Raw genomic sequence first — 18065 nt, 5'->3', positions numbered from 1 at the left:
CGGCCCTTGTCCTCAAACCATCTTGACATCGCGTCAACTGATGTGATGCCTCGCCCATCGGTTTGCTTTGCTGCCATGCGGAAGGGACACTCAATGGACATGATGATCGACGATGCGCTGTCGCGCGGGGGCGCGGGGCGGTTCCAGGCCCGGCTTCTGGGGATTTTCGGACTGGTCTGGACCGCCGACGCGATGCAGGTGATCGCGATCGGATTCACGGCGGCCTCGATCGCGGCGACATTCGGGCTGACGGTGCCCGAGGCGCTGCTGACCGGCACGCTGTTCTTTCTGGGCATGTTCGTCGGCGCCTCGGTCTTTGGCCGGATCGCAGACCGGATCGGGCGGCGCAACGTGCTGCTGCTGACCGTCTCGGCCGAGGCGGTGTTCGGGATGCTGTCGGTCTTTGCGCCCAGCTTCGGCATCCTTGTCGCGCTGCGTTTCCTGACCGGGGTGGCGGTGGGCGGCACATTGCCCGTCGATTACGCCATGATGGCCGAGTTCCTGCCGCCGAAGAACCGGGGCCGCTGGCTGGTCTGGCTGGAAGGCTTCTGGGCCGTGGGCACCATCATCATCGCCGTGACCGCATGGATCGCCAGCCAATACAGCGACGAGGCATGGCGCTGGATCTTCTTCATCGCGGCGATCCCCGCCGTGGTCGGCGCGGGGCTGCGCCTGTGGGTGCCCGAATCGCCGATGTATCTGCTGCGCACGGGCCGCGACGCCGAGGCGCGGCAGGTCGTCGACAAGGTGCTGCGCGTGAACCGGGCCGAGCCGCTGCCCGCCAGCGTCCGCATCGTTCCCGCCCCGGTCGAAAGCCACCCGCAGGGCATCTTCGGCGCGCAGCTTCGCACCCGCACCATCGCGATCCTGGCGGTCTGGTTCCTGGTGTCGCTGTCCTATTACGGCGTTTTCGTCTGGCTGCCCCCGCAGCTTGCGAACGAAGGCTTCGGCTTCGTGCGCGGCTACGGCTTCCTTGTCCTGATGGCGCTGGCGCAGATCCCTGGCTATGCGCTGGCCGCCTATGGGGTCGAGAAATGGGGCCGCCTTCCGACGCTGCAACTGTTCCTGATCCTCAGCGCGCTTGGCTGCTTCCTGTTCACGGTGGCCAGCGGCACGGCGATGGTCGGAGGCTCGCTTCTGCTGATGAGCTTTGCGTTCCTGGGCGCTTGGGGCGCGCTTTACGCCTTTACGCCGGAACTGTATCCGACCGGGCTGCGCGGCACCGGCATGGGCACGGCGGGCGCGGTGGCGCGGCTTGGCGGGTTGCTGGCGCCCTCGATGCTGGGGGGCGTGATCGCGCAGGGCTTCGGCGTCGCCATCGGCCTTTTCGCGGCGCTTCTGGTGCTGGGGGCGGTGATGACGCTGCTGATCCGGGTCGAGACGCGCAACGTCTCGATCGGCTGACGCCCCCTTGCGGCGGTGCGGCGAGTTTGGCAGGGAATGCGCATGAGCAGCGTATCACAGCTTTACCATGCCCGCACCGCCTCGGGCGGATTGCAACCCGATCCGGCGCAGCAGGCGGTCCTGCCCGCGATGGACGCGGTGATCGCGCGGCTGGAGCAGTCGCCCGCGCCATCCGCGCGCGGCGGCTGGCTGTCGCGCCTGTCGCGCAAGCCCGCCGCGCAGGCGCCCGCGCCCAAGGGGCTTTACCTGTGGGGCGGCGTCGGGCGCGGCAAGTCCATGCTGATGGACCTGATCATCGAGGCCGCGCCGACCCCTGCCAAGCGGCGTGTCCATTTCCACGAATTCATGCAGGAAATCCAGGCGGGGCTGGACCGCGTGCGCAAGACCGGCGTTCAGGACGTCGTTCTGCCGGTCGCCAACCAGGTCGCCGACCAGACGCGGCTTTTGTGCTTCGACGAGATGCAGATCACCGACATCGCCGATGCGATGATCGTGGGGCGGCTGTTCCAGGTGCTGCTGGACCGGGGGGTGATGATTGTCACCACTTCGAACCGGGTGCCCGAGGACCTGTACAAGAACGGTCTCAACCGCCAGCTTTTCCTGCCCTTCATCGCGCTGATCCGCGACAGGATGGAGGTGGTCGAGCTGGTCAGCGACCAGGACCACCGCCAGAACCGCGACGAGGGCGGCCAGATCTGGTTCACCCCCGCCGATCTTGCCGCCAGCCACGCGCTGGACCGGATCTGGGCGCGGCTGACCGGCGGCCAGCCCGCCGCCCCGCTGATCCTGCCGGTGATGGGGCGCGAGGTGCAGATCCCCCGGCATGTGGACCGCATCGGGCGCGCTGGCTTCTGGGACCTGTGCGGGCGTCCGCTTGGCGCCGCCGACTACCTTGCGCTGGCCGACGCGCTGGACGTCATCTTCATCGACGCGATTCCCCGCCTTGGCCAGTCGAACTACAACGAGGCGCGGCGCTTCGTCACCCTGATCGACGCCCTCTATGAGGCGAAGGTGCGCCTGTTCGCCAGCGCGGCGGACGAACCCGAACGGCTCTATGCCGAAGGCACGGGCGCGTTCGAGTTCGAGCGTACCGCCAGCCGCCTGCACGAGATGCGCGACGCCAACTGGGGCAATCGCGATGCCGGAGACCATGCCTGATCACCCGAATGGGCGGGACCTGATGAATCAGTGATCCGGGCGTCTGCTCTGCGGGACGGGGAGCGGTCATAGACAAACCGAAGAGATTTAAAAGAAGCTAACGGAGACGCGATGCCCTTGGAAACCCTGCTCCTGTTTGTGCCGGCCTGTTTTGCGCTGAACATGGCATTCGGACCAAACAACCTGCTCTCGATGACAATCGGCGCGCGGTGTGGTTTGCAGACCGCTTTGTTCGCTGCGGTGGGCCGCCTCATCGCGTTCATCATGATGATCGCCGTCACCGCGCTTGGCATGGGCGCATTGCTCATGGCCTCTGAAATCGCATTTACGGTCGTGAAGTTTCTGGGCGCAGCCTATCTTGTCTGGCTCGGTATCAAGATTCTGCGCTCCGAGGCGGAACTGCCTGCGGAAAATCCGGAATTTGGCAGGTATGGGGTTCGTGGGTTCATCCGGCAGGAATTTCTGGTCGCCATCGGAAACCCGAAAGCGATCCTGATCTTCACGGCCTTCTTCCCGCAGTTTGTGGATGCGACGAATTACTGGGGCAGTTTTATGGTCCTCGGGGCCATTTTCCTTGCTCTGGAAATGCTGGCAATCGCCCTCTACGCCTATGCCGGAACCCGGCTTTCAGGGCTGATGCGGAATACGCGTGGCCTGCGCTGGATCAACCGCGTCAGCGGCAGCACCATGATTGCATTCGGCGCGCTTCTCGCAGCAGCAAGGCGACCGACCGCTTAGGGCTCAAACGCACATCACGGCCCCGCCTCCCGCCGGACACCGTCGGTCTGCGATGGCGGGTGGCTTTGCCCGCCTGAATCAATGCTGCCTTGACGCGTGTCGTCCGGAACGCGCGGCCCCTAGCCGTTTTCGCGCAGGATGCGACCGGCGAGGTAGAGCGATCCGCAGATCAGGATGCGCGCGCCGGGATGGCCTTGGGCGATCCGCGCGACGGCGGCCTGCGCATCGGGGGCGGTGGTGGTGGCCAGGCCCAGGCTGGCGGCATGGGCGGCGGTTTCCTGCGCGGGCAGGGTGTTCGGCTCGCCGGGGATCGCGATGGCGGTCAGGCTTTGCGCGGCCTGCGCCAAGGGGCGCATGTAGCCCGCGACGTCCTTGGTGTTCAGCATCCCGCAGACCAGATGCAGCGGACGCGGCGGCAGCGCGGCCAGCGTCGCGGCGACGGCCTGCCCCCCGGCGGGGTTGTGGCCGCCGTCCAGCCAGATCTCGGACCCCGGCGCGGCCTGGGTCAGCGGGCCGTGCGTCAGGCGCTGCATCCGGGCGGGCCATTCGGCTTCGGTGACGGCGGCGCGCGCCTCGATCCGCCCATATCCAAGTGCGCGCAGGGCGGCGATAGCGGTGCCCGCATTCTCGATCTGATGCGGTCCGGGCAGAACGGGCAGGGGCAGGTCCATCAGCCCGTCGCCGTCCTGAAAGACCAGCGAATCGCCCTCGCGCCGGGACTCCCAGTCCTGCCGGGCGATATGCAGCGGGGCCGACAGCGCCTCGGCCCGCGCCTCGATGACGGCCCGCGCCTCGGGCGGTTGGGGGGCGACGATGCAGGGCACGCCGCGTTTCAGGATGCCCGCCTTTTCGCCCGCGATCTCGGGCAGGGTCTCGCCCAGATATTGCGTGTGATCGACGGAAACGGGTGTGATCACGGTCAGGCGGGGATTTGTGATCACATTCGTCGCGTCCAGCCGCCCGCCAAGCCCGACCTCAAGCAGCGTGAAATCGGCGGGCGTGCGGGAAAAGGCCAGGAAGGCGGCGGCGGTCGTGATCTCGAAGAAGGTGATGGGCTGGCCGCCGTTCGCGGTCTCGCATTCTTCCAGCGTGGCGGCCAGTTCGGCCTCGCCGATCAGATCGCCCGCCAGCCGGATGCGTTCGCGAAACCATGCCAGATGCGGCGAGGTATAGGCATGGACTCGCAGCCCCGCCGATTCCAGCCCGGCGCGGATCATCGCCTGGGTGGACCCCTTGCCGTTCGTCCCCGCGATATGGATCGCGGTCGGGATGCGCCGCTCGGGGTGGCCAAGCGCGGCCAGCAGGCGATGCATCCGGTCCAGCGACAGGTCGATCACCTTGGGGTGCAGCGACATCAGGCGGTTGAGGATGGCGTCCGAGGGGCTGGAGGCGGTCATGTGGCACCGTTGCGGCAAGAGGTGACGAGGGGCTTGCCCCTCAGCCCTGAAGGCCCCTCAATGGGGCCGCGCAGGGCTTCGCCCCTCCTTTGCAGGGGCGTGCGGTTCAGTCCGCCTTGGCGGGCGCGGTTTCGGCGGGCGCGGGTGCCGCCCCCCCGGCGTCGGGCTGCGCCTCGGCCACCGGCTCGGGCGCGGGCAGGTCGGCGGTGACGGCGGCGGGCTGGCGCAGCAGCAGGCGCAGGATGGTGGTCAGTTCGTCGCGCATGTCCTTGCGATGGGTGACGCGGTCCAGCATCCCGTGTTCCAGCAGGTATTCGGCGCGCTGAAAACCCTCGGGCAGCTTTTCGCGGATGGTCTGCTCGATCACGCGCGGCCCGGCAAAGCAGATCAGCGCGTTGGGTTCGGCGATCTGGACATCGCCCAGCATGGCATAGCTGGCGGTGACGCCGCCGGTCGTGGGGTGGGTCAGCACGACGATATAGGGCAGGCCCGCCTCTTTCAGCATCTGCACGGCAACCGTGGTGCGGGGCATCTGCATCAGCGACAGGATGCCTTCCTGCATCCGCGCCCCCCCGGCTGCCGAAAACAGCACCAGCGGGCGATGCAGCGCGACCGCGCGTTCCGCCGCCGCGATGATGGCATTGCCGACATACATCCCCATCGAGCCGCCCATGAAGGCGAAATCCTGCGCAGCCGCCACGACCGGGGTGCGGCCGATCTCGCCTTCGGCGACCAGCATGGCCTCGTGTTCGCCGGTGGTTTTCTGCGCGGCCTTCATGCGGTCGGGGTATTTCTTCTGGTCGCGGAACCCCAGCGGATCGGCGGTCGGTTCGGGCACCTTGACCTCAAGAAAGACGCCGCCGTCGAACAGCGCGGCAAAGCGTTCGCGCGGGGTGATCGCCAGATGATGGTCGCAATTCGTGCAGACGTTCAGGTTTTCCGCCAGTTCGCGGTGAAACAGCATCGTTCCGCATTCGGGGCATTTCGTCCACAGATTCTCGGGCACTTCGCGGCGCGAGAAAAGCGAGTTGATGCGCGGGCGGACGTAATTCGTGATCCAGTTCATCGTTGGCCTTTCGCTGCGGTCGCTTCGACAGATAGGCCGCGCGGCGCGGAATTGCAATTCCGCAGGCCGCCATAGTAAAGGCGAATGATGTTGACGGATGGAACCGCCCTTCTGCATTACGCTGCGGCCTTGCTGGTCTCGGTCCGGGTCCTGCTCAGGCCCCGGCTGGAGCCGACCGTCCGCCTGTCGTGGATCCTGGTGGTCGAGCTGGTGCCGCTGATCGGCATCATCGCCTATGTCCTTTTCGGAGAGATCAGGATGCGCGGGGCCGAGGTCCAGCGCATGGCCGACGTGCGCGACCACCTGTCGGGCCTGTGGCAGCGCAGCCGCCACAGCGTGGACGAGGGGCTGGGCTATGCCGCGCCGATGGTCGCCGCCGCCCGCGCCACCGGCGGGTTCGAGGCCGTCTCGGGCAACCGGGTCGAGCTGCTGTCCGAGGAGGACAGCGCCATCGACGACATGGTGGCGGCCATCGACGAGGCAAAGGGACACGTCCATATCCTGTTCTACATCTGGCTGGACGACGTATCGGGCCGCAAGATGGCCGAGGCCGCCATCCGCGCCGCCGAACGCGGGGTCAAGGCGCGGGTGATCGTGGACGCCATCGGTTCGCGCGCCTTCACATGGTCCGAGACCTGGTCGCGGATGAAGGCCGCCGGGGTCGAATGCGTCATCGCGCTGCCCCTTGGCCTGCCGGTCATCGGCGCGCTTTTCCAGCGCATGGACCTGCGCAATCACCGCAAGATCGTGGTGATCGACAACCGCATGGGCTTTTCGGGCAGCCGCAACTGCTCGGACAAGGCCTTTGCGATCAAGCCGCGTTATGCGCCCTGGGTCGATATCCTGCTGCGGGTCGAAGGCCCGGTCGTGCGCCAGATGCAGGCGCTGTTCCTGCAAGACTGGATGAGCTACACCGGCGAGGACCTGGGCGGCATGCTGCAATCCGTCGAGGCGGTGCGCACTCCCGGCACCATCGCGCAGGTGGTGGGCACAGGGCCGGACCTGCGGCAAGGCTCGATCTCGGATTGCATGGCGACGATGATCCACGGCGCGCGCGAACGCATCACCATCACGACGCCTTATTATGTTCCCGACAACGCGCTGGACGCCGCCATCCGCGCCGCCGCCCGGCGCGGGGTCGCGGTCACCATGATCCTGCCCGAGCGCAACGATTCCTTCATCGTCGCCGGCACCAGCGAAGGCTTCTATTACGGCCTGCTGGCCGCCGGGGTGCGGCTTTACCTGTTCCGCCCCGGCCTGCTGCACACCAAGGCGATCAGCATCGACGGCTGCGTGGCGATGGTCGGCAGCGCGAACATGGACCGCCGCAGCTTCGAGATCAATTACGAGATCAGCATGCTGATCCTGGACGAGGAACTGGTGGCCCAATTGGACGAACGCCAGCAAAGCTATGTCGAGCGGTCCCGCCCGCTTTTGCGCATCGAGGTCCTGCGCTGGTCGGTCTGGCGGCGGTTGCGCAACAACCTGCTGGCGCTTGCCAGCCCGCTCTTGTGATAGGCTGGCGGCGAAACCATCGCGAAAGGAACGGCGGATGACGGAAGATCTTGCAAGGGAAACGATCGTTCAGGACGCGGCGCCCATTTCCGCCGCGCAGCTTGAGCAGGCGCTGGCGGGGCTGGAAGGCTGGGCGGCCTGCAACGGCGGCAAGGCCATCCGGCGCGCGTTCGAGACCCGTAACTTTGCCCGCGCGCAGGTGATCGCCGGGCTGGCTGGCGGCATAGGCGAGATGGCGGGCCATCACCCCGATATCGCCTATGGCTGGGGTTACTGCCGCGTCACCTTCACCACCCATTCGGCGCAGGGTGTCACGCGCAACGACCTGATTTGCGCCGCCCGGCTGAATGCGGTCGCCTAGTTCGGGCGGAAAGCCGGTCAAAGGCTTGCACCTTGCTTTGCGGGGGAATATCGCTTCTTGGCAAGCCAGAGCGCCCAGCCAGGAGTAACCGATGAGCACGAACCAGCGTTTCGACAAGTCCCGCCTGCCCTCCCGCCATGTGACCGAGGGGCCGGCCCGCGCGCCGCATCGCAGCTATTTCTACGCCATGGGGATTTCCGAGGATGAGATCCATTCCCCCTGGGTCGGCGTCGCCACCTGCTGGAACGAGGCCGCGCCCTGCAACATCGCCCTGAACCGCCAGGCGCAATCGGTCAAGCAGGGCGTGAAGAAAGGCGGGGGCTGCCCGCGCGAATTCACCACCATCACCGTCACCGACGGCATCGCGATGGGGCATGAGGGGATGCGGTCCTCGCTGGCATCGCGCGATGCCATCGCCGATACGGTGGAACTGACCATGCGCGGCCATTGCTACGACGCGCTGGTGGGGCTTGCGGGCTGCGACAAGTCGCTGCCGGGGATGATGATGGCGATGGTGCGGCTGAACGTGCCGAGCGTGTTCATCTACGGCGGCTCGATCCTGCCGGGCAAGCTGAACGGCAAGGATGTCGTGGTCCAGGACGTGTTCGAGGCGGTCGGCCAGCATGCCGCCGGGAACATGTCGGATGCCGAGCTTGAAATTCTGGAACGTGTCGCCTGCCCGTCCGCGGGGGCCTGCGGCGGGCAATATACCGCGAACACGATGGCCTGCGTCTCCGAGGCGATCGGGCTGGCGCTGATGAATTCCTCGGGCGCGCCTGCGCCCTACGAATCGCGCGATCAATACGGGCTGGCCTCGGGCGAGGCGGTGATGAACCTGATCGAGAAAAACATCCGCGCCCGCGACGTGGTGACCCGCAAGGCGCTGGAAAACGCCGCGCGCGTGGTCGCCTGCACGGGCGGCTCGACCAATGCCGGGCTGCACCTGCCCGCCATCGCGCATGAGGCCGGGATCGACTTCGACCTGTTCGACGTCTGCGACATCTTCCGCGACACGCCCTATTTCGTGAACCTGCGTCCGGGCGGCGAATATGTCGCCAAGGACCTCTACGAGGTCGGCGGCGTGCCGCTGGTCCTGCGCGAATTGCGCAAGGCCGGGCTGGTCCACGAGGATTGCCTGACCGCATCAGGCCGCACGATGGGCGAGGAACTGGACCTGATCACGCGCGAGATCGACGGCAAGGTGATCCACCCCGTCGAGACCCCGATCACCGCCACCGGCGGCGTCGTCGGCCTGAAGGGCAACCTTGCCCCCGACGGGGCCATCGTCAAGGTCGCGGGCATGGCGGCGCAGGACCAGGTCTTTACCGGCCCCGCGCTGGTCTTCGAATGTGAGGAAGAGGCTTTTGACGCCGTCCAGAACCGCCAGTATAAGGAAGGCGACGTCTTCGTCATCCGCAACGAAGGCCCCGCAGGCGGGCCGGGAATGCGTGAAATGCTGGCCACCACGGCCGCGCTTTCGGGCCAGGGCATGGGCAAGAAGGTCGCGCTGATCACCGACGGGCGCTTTTCGGGCGCCACGCGCGGCTTCTGCGTCGGCCATGTCGGCCCCGAGGCGGCGCATGGTGGACCGATCGCGCTTCTGCAAAACGGTGACATGATCACCATCGACGCGGTCAAAGGTGAGATTTCCGTCGCCCTGTCGGATGCGGAACTGGAACGGCGCAAGGCCGAATGGAAAGGCCCGCGCAGGACCGATTACGAATCCGGTGCGCTGTGGAAATATGCCCAGCTTGTCGGCAAGGCGCGATTCGGAGCCGTGACCCATCCGGGCGCGGAAAAGGAAACGCACGTCTATATGGACCAGTAAGGAAGACGGCATGGCATTTCGCCCGCGCAAGTGGTTGGACCGCGTAACCCGCGAAAGGGCCTATCGCGGGTGGAGCGAACTTGCGGTTTCGGGCGAGGGTCTGGGCATGGCCCGCAAGAGGCTGCTGCGCGAACATGCCTTCGCGCTGCGGCGCAAGCTGGACCTGTTCCTGATACGGACCGACCGGCGCAACGAACTGGCGCGCGAGGAACTGGACGCGCTGCACCTGCCCGTGGGCACGGACTGGCGCTGGCGGCCCGATTTCCTCAGCGCGCAGATCCGGCCTTCTGCATTGCCGCGCCGGAAAACGGCGCGACGCTTGGGGGTCAGGCGGCGGTCTGGCACGATTGCCCCGAACGTGCGCTGATCCTGGAGCAGGTGCCCAACCTGCGCGCCACCGACCTGTCGCCCTTCGGGCTGCGGATGGAGGTGTTCGGCTTTGCCGGCAACTACCTTGCCGTGTCCTTCGATCTGCCCGACGGCGCGCTGGAGGGGCTGACCCAAAGCCATATTCTGCGCATGGAAACCGGCTTGGTGCTGGAGCGCGAGATGGGCGTCTATGCGCGGCTGAACGTCGCGAACGGGCCGAATACCGATCAGGTCACGCATCCGCTTGGCATGCTGGGACCGGGGGCCGAAAGCCGCCATGTGGTCGAGTTCGACCTGGCCTATACCGAGATCAACGAGAAGCGCCTGGAAAAGTGCTGGATCGACCTGATCTTTGAATCACCCCATATGAACGCTTTGGAAATACGCGAACTTTTCATGTCGCGCCATTTGCGCGCGGATTTTTGACACAATCTTTCAGGCGGGCCGGACAAGCCCGCAGGGGAATTTCGGATGACCGACCAGTTCGAGACGATCAGCTTCAAGGGCGGGGTCTGGCAGGGCCTGCTGCAAGCGCCCCAGCCGCCGCGGCGCGTGATCCTGACCCATCTGGGCGAAACCGTCGCCCCCGCCCGCCTGACCGACGAAGGCGACCGGGGCTGGCGCGTTGCCGTCGCCATCCCGCCCGAGCGGCTGGCCGAGGGCGTCCACAGCTTCGTCCTGCTTGCCGATGAGGGCGAAGGGGCCGGGCCGCCCCTGCCCGGCGCGATCCGCCTTGCCACGCTGCCCTTGATGGCGGGCGGGGTGCTGGATCAGGACCTGCTGGCGGAAATAAACCTGCTCAAGACGGAAATCGAGCTGCTCAAGCGCGAATTCCGCCGTATCGCCCTGAATCCGGGGCGCGGGCAGGGTCAGGACCAGTAATCATAGACCCCGACCTGCTCGAACCCCAGCTTTTCGTATAGCGCCACGGCGGGCCGGTTCGCTAGCGTCACCGCCAGCGCCAACCGCGAGGCGCCGTTCTCGGCAGCGAAGAAGCCCGCCTCGCGCACCAGCCATTGCGCCAGCCCCAGGCGGCGCGCGTCCCGCGCGATTTCCAGCGCGTGCAGCATGGCGACATCGCCCGCCACCGCGACGAAGGCCGCGCCGCCCGCGCGGTCGCGGATCCGCCCCAGGATTGCGCTGCGGGGCAGGGCGGTGCGCCGCATCACGGCCTGCCGGGCATCGTCGATGCCGCCCTCGGACCAGATCCGGGACTGGATCGCCAGCGGCGGCCAACTGCGCAGCGCGGTCAGGGGCGGCGGCGTGGCATCGGTCAGGCGCCCAGCCGCGATCTGCATGACGGCGGTGGGCCTGGAGGGGGCAAGGCCGCGTGTGCGCAAGGCTTCGGCCAGCGGCAGGTCGTCCTGCGCGGCGCGAAACAGCGGCGGCTGGTCCCATTCGCGATGCTGGCGGATGGCCGCTTCGATCCCCTGGGGCGTCCAGCCGTCCAGCGGCCGGGCCGAGCCGACCCGCCCGCCCGCGCCAAGCCCCCGTCCGACGCGAAAGCCGCCCGCATCGCGGTATTCGGCGGCGGGCCATGTTTCTTCAAAGGCGAGGCGCAGCGCGGCGTCGCCGATCACAGGGCCAGCCTTTCGCGCAACCGCGTCATCGCATCGGTCACGCGGGTCTGGTCCAGCCCCCGGATCACCAGGCTGGTGCCATAGCGGTCGCCGCGCTTGAACGGATATGACCCTAGCGAGAGGTCCGCGAACTCCGCCGCCACTTCGCGGAGGGGGTCGGCCACGTCGGATTCGGGGCGCAGGACCTCCAGCGCCTCGCTGACGGTGGCGCGGCCCGTGGCAAGGCCGGGGCGGACGGATTCCACCATCGCCTTGAAGACCTCGGGCACGCCCGCCATGACGTAGGTATTGCCGATGCGGAAACCCGGCGCGGCGGAAACCCCGTTCTCGATCAGCGCGGCGCCGTGGGGGATGCGGGCCATGCGCAGGCGGTTCTCGGTCACCTCGACACCGCGGCTGCCCCAGTTCCTTTCCAGGATGGCGCGCGCCTCGGGGTTGATGGAAATGCCGGTGCCGAACGCCTTGGCCACCGCGTCGGCGGTGATGTCGTCATGGGTCGGCCCGATGCCCCCGCTGGTGAACAGCATGTCCCAGGCCCCGCCAAGCGAATTGTCCAGCGCCCGGATCGCGGCGACGATCTGGTCCTGATCGTCGGCGACGATGCGGACCTCGCGCAGGTCGATGCCGATGCTGTTCAGGACCTGAGACAGGTAATGGGCATTGCCCTCGCGCGTGCGGCCCGACAGGATTTCGTCGCCGATCACGAGGATGGCCGCGGTGGGGTTGTCCGATTGCATCTGCCGATTTCCCAAGCTGTTCGTCCCGCATAAAGGTATAGGTCCGCGTCAGGGGCTGGAACAAGTGCCCTTGGGGGTCTATCTGTGGCCTGACCATGAATGCGAGGACGCGATGAACGACGGCAGGCTGACGAAAGAGGGTATCCGCATCCACAACCCCGATGATTTCGCGGGGATGCATGCCGCCGGGCAGGTCGCCGCGCAGATCCTCGATGAGGTCGGGCCGCTGATCGCCCCCGGCGTCACCACGGGCGAGCTGGACGATTTCATAAACCGCCGCGTCACCGAACTGGGCAGCACCAGCGCCACGATCGGATATCGCGGCTATCAGCACGCAAGCTGCATCAGCGTGAACCATGTCGTCTGCCACGGTATTCCGGGCGACAAGGTGCTGAAGGACGGCGATATCCTGAACATCGACGTGACGGTGATCGTGGATGGCTGGTATGGCGACACCAGCCGGATGTATGTCGCAGGCCGCGCCAGCCGCAAGGCCGAGCGGCTGATCCAGGTCACCCACGACAGCCTGATGCGCGGGATCGAGGCTGTCCGCCCCGGCGCCACCTTCGGCGACATCGGCCATGCGATCCAGTCCCATGCCGAAGGCCAGCGCATGTCGGTGGTGCGCGATTTCTGCGGCCACGGGCTTGGCCGGACCTTCCACGCACCGCCGAACGTGCTGCATTATGGCCGCCCCGGCAAAGGCCCGGTGATCGAGGAGGGGATGTTCTTCACCATCGAACCCATGATCAACCTCGGCCGTCCCGAGACCAAGATCCTTGCCGACGACTGGACCGCCGTGACCCGCGACAAGTCGCTGTCGGCGCAGTTCGAGCATTCCATCGGCGTGACGGCGGACGGGTGCGAGATATTCACCCTCTCGCCCGGCGGGCTGTTTCTGCCCGCGATGGGCTGAAAGGCGCGGGTCCGGCCCCGCGCCTTTGGGCCGCCTTTCAGCGCGTCGTTTCCGTCAGGCGGCGGCGCACATAGGTCTGGACGGTCTGGATCATCGGCTTCATATGCGCCTCGTCGTCGCGGAAGAAGTGGTCCGCGCCCTCGACTTCCTCGTGGCTGACGGTGATGCCCTTCTGCTCGCGCAGCTTGGCGACCAGCGAATGGGTGTCGCGTGCGGGCGCCACGCGGTCGGCGGTGCCGTTGATGATCAGCCCCGACGAGGGGCAGGGCGCGAGGAAGCTGAAATCATACATGTTCGCGGGCGGCGCGACGCTGACGAAGCCGGTGATCTCGGGGCGGCGCATCAGAAGCTGCATCCCGATCCACGCGCCGAAGCTGAAGCCGGCGACCCAGCAATGCTTGGAATTGGGGTTCATCGCTTGCAGATAGTCCAGCGCGGACGCCGCATCGGACAACTCGCCGATGCCCTGGTCGAATTCGCCCTGGCTGCGGCCCACGCCCCGGAAGTTGAAGCGCAGGACGGTAAAGCCCATGTTGTGAAACGCATAATGCAGGTTGTAGACCACCCGGTTGTTCATCGTCCCGCCGAATTGGGGGTGAGGATGCAGCACGATGGCGATGGGCGCATCGGGCTTGGACTGGGGGTGGTAGCGCCCTTCCAGGCGACCTTCGGGACCGGGGAAAATCAGTTCAGGCATGGACTTCCTTCAAACTCGGATTTCTTGACGCTCGGACGGTGCGGCTTTAGACGAATATCTGGGAAGCACGCATGTGGAACGCAAGCGACGGCAGGACAGCTTTGGCCGCTTAGCCCGAAGCGCGCCCCGCCGTCAATCTTGCTGCACCCCCGCGTTTGCGCGCGAATTGAGAGGATGTGAGAATGAAGCTTTCCACCAAGGGCCGTTACGCGATGGTCGCGCTGGTCGATCTGGCCATCGCCAAGCCCGACGACCTGACCTCGCTGGCCGAGATTTCGCAGCGTCAGGATATCTCGCTGCCCTATCTGGAACAGCTTTTCGTCCGGCTGCGCCGCGCCGGGCTGGTCGAATCGGTGCGCGGTCCCGGCGGCGGCTACCGGCTGGCCCGCCCGCCAAGCGAGGTGCGCGTGGCCGAGGTGCTGGAGGCCGTCGATGAAACCGTCAGCGCGCTGCATGTCGGCGCGGGCGTGACGGGGGGCGTGTCGGGATCGCGGGCGCAGACCCTGTCGAACCGGCTGTGGGAAAGCCTGTCGGCGCATGTCTATGTCTTTTTGCACAACCACACGCTGGCCGATGTCGCCCGCAACCAGTTGCTGCCCTGCCCGGCGCTGCCGCAGATCCTGGCGGTGGTGGACGACTAGTCCCCCCTTAGCCTGCCCCGCCCATCCGGCGCGCCAGCAACAGCGCGCCGTCCAGCGCCGTGCCGCGCGCGGCGCGCAGCTCCATCCCCGCACCCAGCCTTTCGGCAAAGACCGGCCCCAGCCCCCCGGTGAAGGTCACCGGCAGCGCCGCGCCTTCCTGCAAGCGGTCGATGGCGCGCAGCAGGTAGGTGTCGGCCTTGGCCAGCACCTCTTGCGTGGCGGGGTCGTCGGGGGCGTCCAGTATCCGCCGCGCGACTCTGGCGATTTCGGCAGGCGGGGCGGATTGCGCGAACTCGACGATGCTTTGCGCGCCCCCCATGTCTTGGCGCAGCGCGGTGGTCAGGGGGCTGTCGGGCACCAGCCCGTCCAGCGCATGCAAGGCCCGTGTCATCAGGTGGCGGCCGATCCACGCGCCGCTGGCCTCGTCGCCCAGGTGCATGCCCCATCCGCCGATGGTCAGCACCCGCCCGGCCAACTGCCGCGAGAGGACCGAGCCGGTCCCGATCGCCGCGACGATGCCGTCATCCATCCCGATCGCCCCCGCGACCGAGGTGGTCGCGTCATGGACCACCCGCGCCCGCCCAAAGGGCAAGAGCGGCACCAGCCATTCGTCCGCGTTCGAGATATTGGCCCCCGCCAGCCCCAGGCAGGCGGTCACCTGCGCCGGATCGCGCCCGTCCAGCACCTGCGCGGCCACCTGGCGGATCGTCGCCAGCGCCCCCTGGGGATCGGAATTGATATTGGCAGGCCCGCCCTCGGCCCGCCCGATCTCGTGCCCCCGCAGGTCGGCCAGCACCGCCCGGCATCCGGTCCCGCCGCCGTCCAGACCCAGAAAGAACTCCATCCCCAACCCCTTCTTCGCGCCGGGCGAAAGGCCCGGCCTTTCCTTGCTAGCAGAAGCCGCGAAACCCCCGCAACGGGGCAGGGCGGCCAATTCGCGCCGCTGTCACCCGGTCGTTACGCTTCCTTGCGAAACCATGCTACTGCCCCTATATCGCGCCTTTCCGAGCAGTTTACCAAGGTGTTCGCCGATGACGGATCTTCAGACGCCCCATTACCTCATCGACCTGGCCCGACTGCGCCGGAACATGGAGCGGATCGCCCATCTGCGCGAGGCGTCCGGGGCGAAGTGCCTGCTGGCGCTGAAATGCTTCGCCACATGGTCGGCCTTCGACTTCATGCGGCCCTTCATGGACGGCACCACCTCGTCTTCGCTGTTCGAATTGCGGCTGGGGCGCGAGGAGTTCGGCAAGGAAACCCACGCCTATTCCGTCGCCTGGGCGGATCATGAGATCGACGAGGCCATCGGCTACGCCGACAAGATCATCTTCAACAGCCTTGGCCAGCTCGACCGATTCGGCGAAAAGGCGGCAGGCATCGCGACCGGGCTGCGGCTGAACCCGCGCTTTTCGACCAGCGGATTCGACCTCGCCGACCCGGCGCGTCCGTTCAGCCGCCTTGGTGAATGGGATCCGGCGCGCCTGAACGCCGCGCTGGACCGCATCAGCGGCGTGATGATCCATTACAACTGCGAAAACGGCGATTTCGCGCTGTTCGACCAGCAATTGACCCGGATCGAGCGCGAATTCGGCGCCTTCCTGGAAAAACTGGACTGGGTTTCCCTTGGCGGCGGCATCCATTTCACGGGCGAGGGCTATCCGCTGGACGATCTGGCCCGGCGGCTGCGCGCCTTCGCCGATCGTTTCGGCGTGCAGGTCTATCTGGAACCGGGCGAGGCCAGCATCACCAACTCGACCAGCCTCGAAGTCACGGTGCTGGACCTGATCGACAACGGCAAGCAGGTCGCCATCGTGGACAGTTCCATCGAGGCGCATATGCTGGACCTGCTGATCTATCGCGAAACCGCGAAACTGCCGCAAGAGGGCGCGCATGAATACCAGATCGCGGGCAAGACCTGCCTTGCGGGCGACATCTTCGGGGACGCGCGTTTCGCGCAGCCGCTGAAGATCGGCGACCGCATCAGCATCGCGGATGCCGCCGGTTACACGATGGTCAAGAAAAACTGGTTCAACGGTGTTAACATGCCCGCCATCGCGATCCGCGATGAAGGCGGCGAAACCCGGCTGATCCGCAGCTTTACCTATGACGACTACAAGGACAGCCTGTCCTGACCCTGTTCAGCCAGCAAAGCAAGGAGACTGAATTGGCAAAGAATGTTCTCATCATCGGCGCGGGTGGCGTCGCTCAGGTGACGGCGCACAAGGTCGCGCAGAACGCCGCCGAATTCGGCGCGCTGCATATCGCCAGCCGAACGCAATCCAAGGCGGATGAGATCATCGCCAGTATCAGGGACAAGGGCCATCAGGCCGAATTCACCAGCCATGCGCTGGATGCGATGGACAGCAAGGCTGTGGCCGGTCTGATCGCCGCGCATGACATCGCCATCGTCATCAACGTCGGTTCGCCCTTCGTCAACATGACCGTGCTGGATGCGTGTATCGAGACCGGCGCGGCTTATATGGACACGGCCATCCACGAAGACCCCTCCAAGATCTGCGAAACCCCGCCTTGGTATGCGAATTACGAATGGAAAAAGCGCGAGGCCTGCGAAAATGCAGGCGTCACCGCCATCCTGGGCGTGGGCTTCGATCCGGGCGTGGTCAATGCCTATGCGCGGCTGGCCGAGGACGAATATTTCGACAAGATCGACAGCATCGACATCGTGGACATCAACGCCGGTTCGCATGGCCGTTATTTCGCCACGAATTTCGACCCCGAAATCAACTTCCGCGAATTCACCGGCACCGTCTATTCCTGGCAGGGCGGCGAGTGGAAGCAGAACCGCATGTTCGAGGTCGGTCGCGAATGGGACCTGCCCGTGGTCGGCAAGCGCACCGCCTATCTGTCGGGCCATGACGAGATCCACAGCCTGTCCGCGCGCTATCCCGATTCGGACGTGCGCTTCTGGATGGGCTTCGGGGACCATTACATCAACGTCTTTACCGTGCTGAACAGCCTTGGCCTGCTGTCCGAACAGCCCGTCACCACCGCCGAGGGGCTGGAGGTCGTGCCGCTGAAACTGGTCAAGGCCGTCCTGCCCGACCCCGCCAGCCTTGCGCCGGATTATCAGGGCAAGACCTGCATCGGCGATCTGGTCAAGGGCACGAAGGACGGCAAGCCGGGCGAGGTCTTCATCTACAACACCGCCGATCACAAGGACGCCTATAACGAGGTCGGCAGCCAGGGCATCAGCTATACAGCCGGCGTTCCCCCGGTCGCGGCAGCGATCCTGATCGCGCGGGGCGAATGGGACGTCAAGAAGATGGTCAACGTCGAGGACCTGCCCGCAAGGCCCTTCCTCGAACTGCTGGGCAAGCTGGGCCTGCCCACCCGCGTCATCGACGCCACCGGCGACCATCCGCTGTAACCTTGCACCGATATGCGAACCGGCGCCCCAGGGCGCCGGTTTTCGCATATGCCGGTTTTCATGGTGACCCCGACAGGACTTGAACCTGTAACCTGCCCCTTAGGAGGGGGCTGCTCTATCCAGTTGAGCCACGGGGCCGCCAGCGCCTTTTTGCACCTGATCGGGTGGGATGGCAAGGTTGTGGCCCGTGGCTGATCGCGCTAACGATGCTTTATTTGACACGAGGCGCCCATGCCCCTGAAACGCCCCCACCGCCCGCTGACGCTTCGC

General features: G+C 66.4%; 17 protein-coding genes, 1 tRNA gene and 1 pseudogene. 12 read left to right on the top strand and 7 right to left on the bottom strand.

From position 1 onward, the window contains the following. Positions 1-93: 93 nt before the first annotated feature. From Q0O97_RS02320 to Q0O97_RS02310, 3 genes are all read left to right on the top strand, one after another. Complete coding sequence (locus tag Q0O97_RS02320) at positions 94-1404, top strand: MFS transporter (protein ID WP_294924268.1); 1311 nt, start codon at positions 94-96, stop codon at positions 1402-1404. Between the two features lie 36 nt (positions 1405-1440). Next, positions 1441-2562: a cell division protein ZapE gene (gene zapE / locus Q0O97_RS02315; RefSeq protein ID WP_294924265.1), complete on the top strand. Its 1122-nt coding sequence runs from the start codon at positions 1441-1443 to the stop codon at positions 2560-2562. Between the two features lie 111 nt (positions 2563-2673). Continuing rightward, positions 2674-3300, top strand: a complete 627-nt coding sequence (locus Q0O97_RS02310; protein ID WP_294924262.1) for a LysE family translocator — start codon at positions 2674-2676, stop codon at positions 3298-3300. Between the two features lie 119 nt (positions 3301-3419). Here the strand turns inward: Q0O97_RS02310 and Q0O97_RS02305 are convergent, their stop codons facing one another. Both Q0O97_RS02305 and accD read right to left on the bottom strand, forming a co-directional pair. Beyond that, the gene (locus tag Q0O97_RS02305; protein ID WP_294924259.1) at positions 3420-4697 is read right to left on the bottom strand and encodes a folylpolyglutamate synthase/dihydrofolate synthase family protein; all 1278 of its coding nucleotides are present in this window, start codon (positions 4695-4697) and stop codon (positions 3420-3422) included. Between the two features lie 106 nt (positions 4698-4803). Then, complete coding sequence (gene accD / locus Q0O97_RS02300) at positions 4804-5763, bottom strand: acetyl-CoA carboxylase, carboxyltransferase subunit beta (RefSeq protein WP_294924256.1); 960 nt, start codon at positions 5761-5763, stop codon at positions 4804-4806. An 87-nt stretch (positions 5764-5850) separates the two neighbouring features. On the opposite strand from accD, the gene cls reads away from it, so the two are divergent. From cls to Q0O97_RS02270, 5 genes and pseudogenes are all read left to right on the top strand, one after another. Then, positions 5851-7278 carry a cardiolipin synthase gene (gene cls, locus Q0O97_RS02295; RefSeq protein ID WP_294924253.1) on the top strand — a complete coding sequence of 476 codons (1428 nt, stop codon included), beginning with the start codon at positions 5851-5853 and terminating at the stop codon, positions 7276-7278. Positions 7279-7315: 37 nt separating this feature from the next. Continuing rightward, the gene (locus Q0O97_RS02290; RefSeq protein WP_294924250.1) at positions 7316-7639 is read left to right on the top strand and encodes a 4a-hydroxytetrahydrobiopterin dehydratase; all 324 of its coding nucleotides are present in this window, start codon (positions 7316-7318) and stop codon (positions 7637-7639) included. Positions 7640-7730: 91 nt separating this feature from the next. After that, the gene (ilvD, locus tag Q0O97_RS02285; RefSeq protein ID WP_294924247.1) at positions 7731-9467 is read left to right on the top strand and encodes a dihydroxy-acid dehydratase; all 1737 of its coding nucleotides are present in this window, start codon (positions 7731-7733) and stop codon (positions 9465-9467) included. Positions 9468-9477: 10 nt separating this feature from the next. After that, positions 9478-10262 (top strand): annotated as a pseudogene (locus Q0O97_RS02275) (DUF6478 family protein). A gap of 45 nt (positions 10263-10307) precedes the next feature. Continuing rightward, positions 10308-10718, top strand: a complete 411-nt coding sequence (locus tag Q0O97_RS02270; protein ID WP_294924242.1) for a hypothetical protein — start codon at positions 10308-10310, stop codon at positions 10716-10718. Here Q0O97_RS02270 and Q0O97_RS02265 read toward each other — a convergent pair. Together Q0O97_RS02265 and Q0O97_RS02260 are read right to left on the bottom strand one after the other, a co-directional pair. Next, positions 10706-11416, bottom strand: coding sequence for a GNAT family N-acetyltransferase (locus Q0O97_RS02265; RefSeq protein WP_294924239.1), 711 nt, complete (start codon positions 11414-11416; stop codon positions 10706-10708). The two genes, Q0O97_RS02270 and Q0O97_RS02265, sit on opposite strands and share 13 nt — an antisense overlap. After that, positions 11413-12153 carry a molybdopterin-binding protein gene (locus tag Q0O97_RS02260; protein WP_294924236.1) on the bottom strand — a complete coding sequence of 247 codons (741 nt, stop codon included), beginning with the start codon at positions 12151-12153 and terminating at the stop codon, positions 11413-11415. Before Q0O97_RS02260 ends, Q0O97_RS02265 begins: the two co-directional genes overlap by 4 nt. Before the next feature lie 112 nt (positions 12154-12265). Here Q0O97_RS02260 and map point away from each other — a divergent pair, with 112 nt between their 5' ends. After that, entirely contained in the window at positions 12266-13069 is an 804-nt protein-coding gene (gene map / locus Q0O97_RS02255) for a type I methionyl aminopeptidase (RefSeq protein WP_294924233.1), read from the top strand. A gap of 37 nt (positions 13070-13106) precedes the next feature. Here the strand turns inward: map and Q0O97_RS02250 are convergent, their stop codons facing one another. Further along, positions 13107-13766, bottom strand: a complete 660-nt coding sequence (locus Q0O97_RS02250; protein WP_294924231.1) for an alpha/beta hydrolase — start codon at positions 13764-13766, stop codon at positions 13107-13109. Between the two features lie 182 nt (positions 13767-13948). Here Q0O97_RS02250 and Q0O97_RS02245 point away from each other — a divergent pair, with 182 nt between their 5' ends. Continuing rightward, on the top strand, positions 13949-14407 hold the full coding sequence (locus Q0O97_RS02245; RefSeq protein ID WP_294924228.1) for an Rrf2 family transcriptional regulator: 459 nt from the start codon (positions 13949-13951) through the stop codon (positions 14405-14407). 7 nt (positions 14408-14414) lie between these two features. Here the strand turns inward: Q0O97_RS02245 and Q0O97_RS02240 are convergent, their stop codons facing one another. Next, positions 14415-15251, bottom strand: a complete 837-nt coding sequence (locus Q0O97_RS02240; RefSeq protein ID WP_294924225.1) for a BadF/BadG/BcrA/BcrD ATPase family protein — start codon at positions 15249-15251, stop codon at positions 14415-14417. A gap of 187 nt (positions 15252-15438) precedes the next feature. Here Q0O97_RS02240 and nspC point away from each other — a divergent pair, with 187 nt between their 5' ends. Together nspC and Q0O97_RS02230 are read left to right on the top strand one after the other, a co-directional pair. Next, positions 15439-16539: a carboxynorspermidine decarboxylase gene (gene nspC, locus Q0O97_RS02235; RefSeq protein ID WP_294924222.1), complete on the top strand. Its 1101-nt coding sequence runs from the start codon at positions 15439-15441 to the stop codon at positions 16537-16539. 32 nt (positions 16540-16571) lie between these two features. Next, complete coding sequence (locus Q0O97_RS02230) at positions 16572-17795, top strand: saccharopine dehydrogenase family protein (RefSeq protein WP_294924219.1); 1224 nt, start codon at positions 16572-16574, stop codon at positions 17793-17795. Between the two features lie 61 nt (positions 17796-17856). Here Q0O97_RS02230 and Q0O97_RS02225 read toward each other — a convergent pair. Then, a tRNA-Arg gene (locus Q0O97_RS02225) sits at positions 17857-17933 on the bottom strand. Between the last annotated feature and the right edge of the window lie 132 nt (positions 17934-18065).

Origin of the sequence: uncultured Paracoccus sp. (assembly GCF_945915435.1) — a bacterium.
GTDB lineage: Bacteria > Pseudomonadota > Alphaproteobacteria > Rhodobacterales > Rhodobacteraceae > Paracoccus.
The sequence above is the reverse complement of the archived record's forward strand: the minus strand, read 5'-3'. Positions and strand labels throughout refer to the sequence as shown.

Coding starts and splice junctions, on each gene's coding strand:
- Q0O97_RS02320 (WP_294924268.1), top strand. CDS start 94: ATGGACATGATGATCGACGATGCGCTGTCGCGCGGGGGCGCGGGGCGG.
- zapE (WP_294924265.1), top strand. CDS start 1,441: ATGCGCATGAGCAGCGTATCACAGCTTTACCATGCCCGCACCGCCTCG.
- Q0O97_RS02310 (WP_294924262.1), top strand. CDS start 2,674: ATGCCCTTGGAAACCCTGCTCCTGTTTGTGCCGGCCTGTTTTGCGCTG.
- Q0O97_RS02305 (WP_294924259.1), bottom strand. CDS start 4,697: ATGACCGCCTCCAGCCCCTCGGACGCCATCCTCAACCGCCTGATGTCG.
- accD (WP_294924256.1), bottom strand. CDS start 5,763: ATGAACTGGATCACGAATTACGTCCGCCCGCGCATCAACTCGCTTTTC.
- cls (WP_294924253.1), top strand. CDS start 5,851: ATGTTGACGGATGGAACCGCCCTTCTGCATTACGCTGCGGCCTTGCTG.
- Q0O97_RS02290 (WP_294924250.1), top strand. CDS start 7,316: ATGACGGAAGATCTTGCAAGGGAAACGATCGTTCAGGACGCGGCGCCC.
- ilvD (WP_294924247.1), top strand. CDS start 7,731: ATGAGCACGAACCAGCGTTTCGACAAGTCCCGCCTGCCCTCCCGCCAT.
- Q0O97_RS02270 (WP_294924242.1), top strand. CDS start 10,308: ATGACCGACCAGTTCGAGACGATCAGCTTCAAGGGCGGGGTCTGGCAG.
- Q0O97_RS02260 (WP_294924236.1), bottom strand. CDS start 12,153: ATGCAATCGGACAACCCCACCGCGGCCATCCTCGTGATCGGCGACGAA.
- map (WP_294924233.1), top strand. CDS start 12,266: ATGAACGACGGCAGGCTGACGAAAGAGGGTATCCGCATCCACAACCCC.
- Q0O97_RS02250 (WP_294924231.1), bottom strand. CDS start 13,766: ATGCCTGAACTGATTTTCCCCGGTCCCGAAGGTCGCCTGGAAGGGCGC.
- Q0O97_RS02245 (WP_294924228.1), top strand. CDS start 13,949: ATGAAGCTTTCCACCAAGGGCCGTTACGCGATGGTCGCGCTGGTCGAT.
- Q0O97_RS02240 (WP_294924225.1), bottom strand. CDS start 15,251: ATGGAGTTCTTTCTGGGTCTGGACGGCGGCGGGACCGGATGCCGGGCG.
- nspC (WP_294924222.1), top strand. CDS start 15,439: ATGACGGATCTTCAGACGCCCCATTACCTCATCGACCTGGCCCGACTG.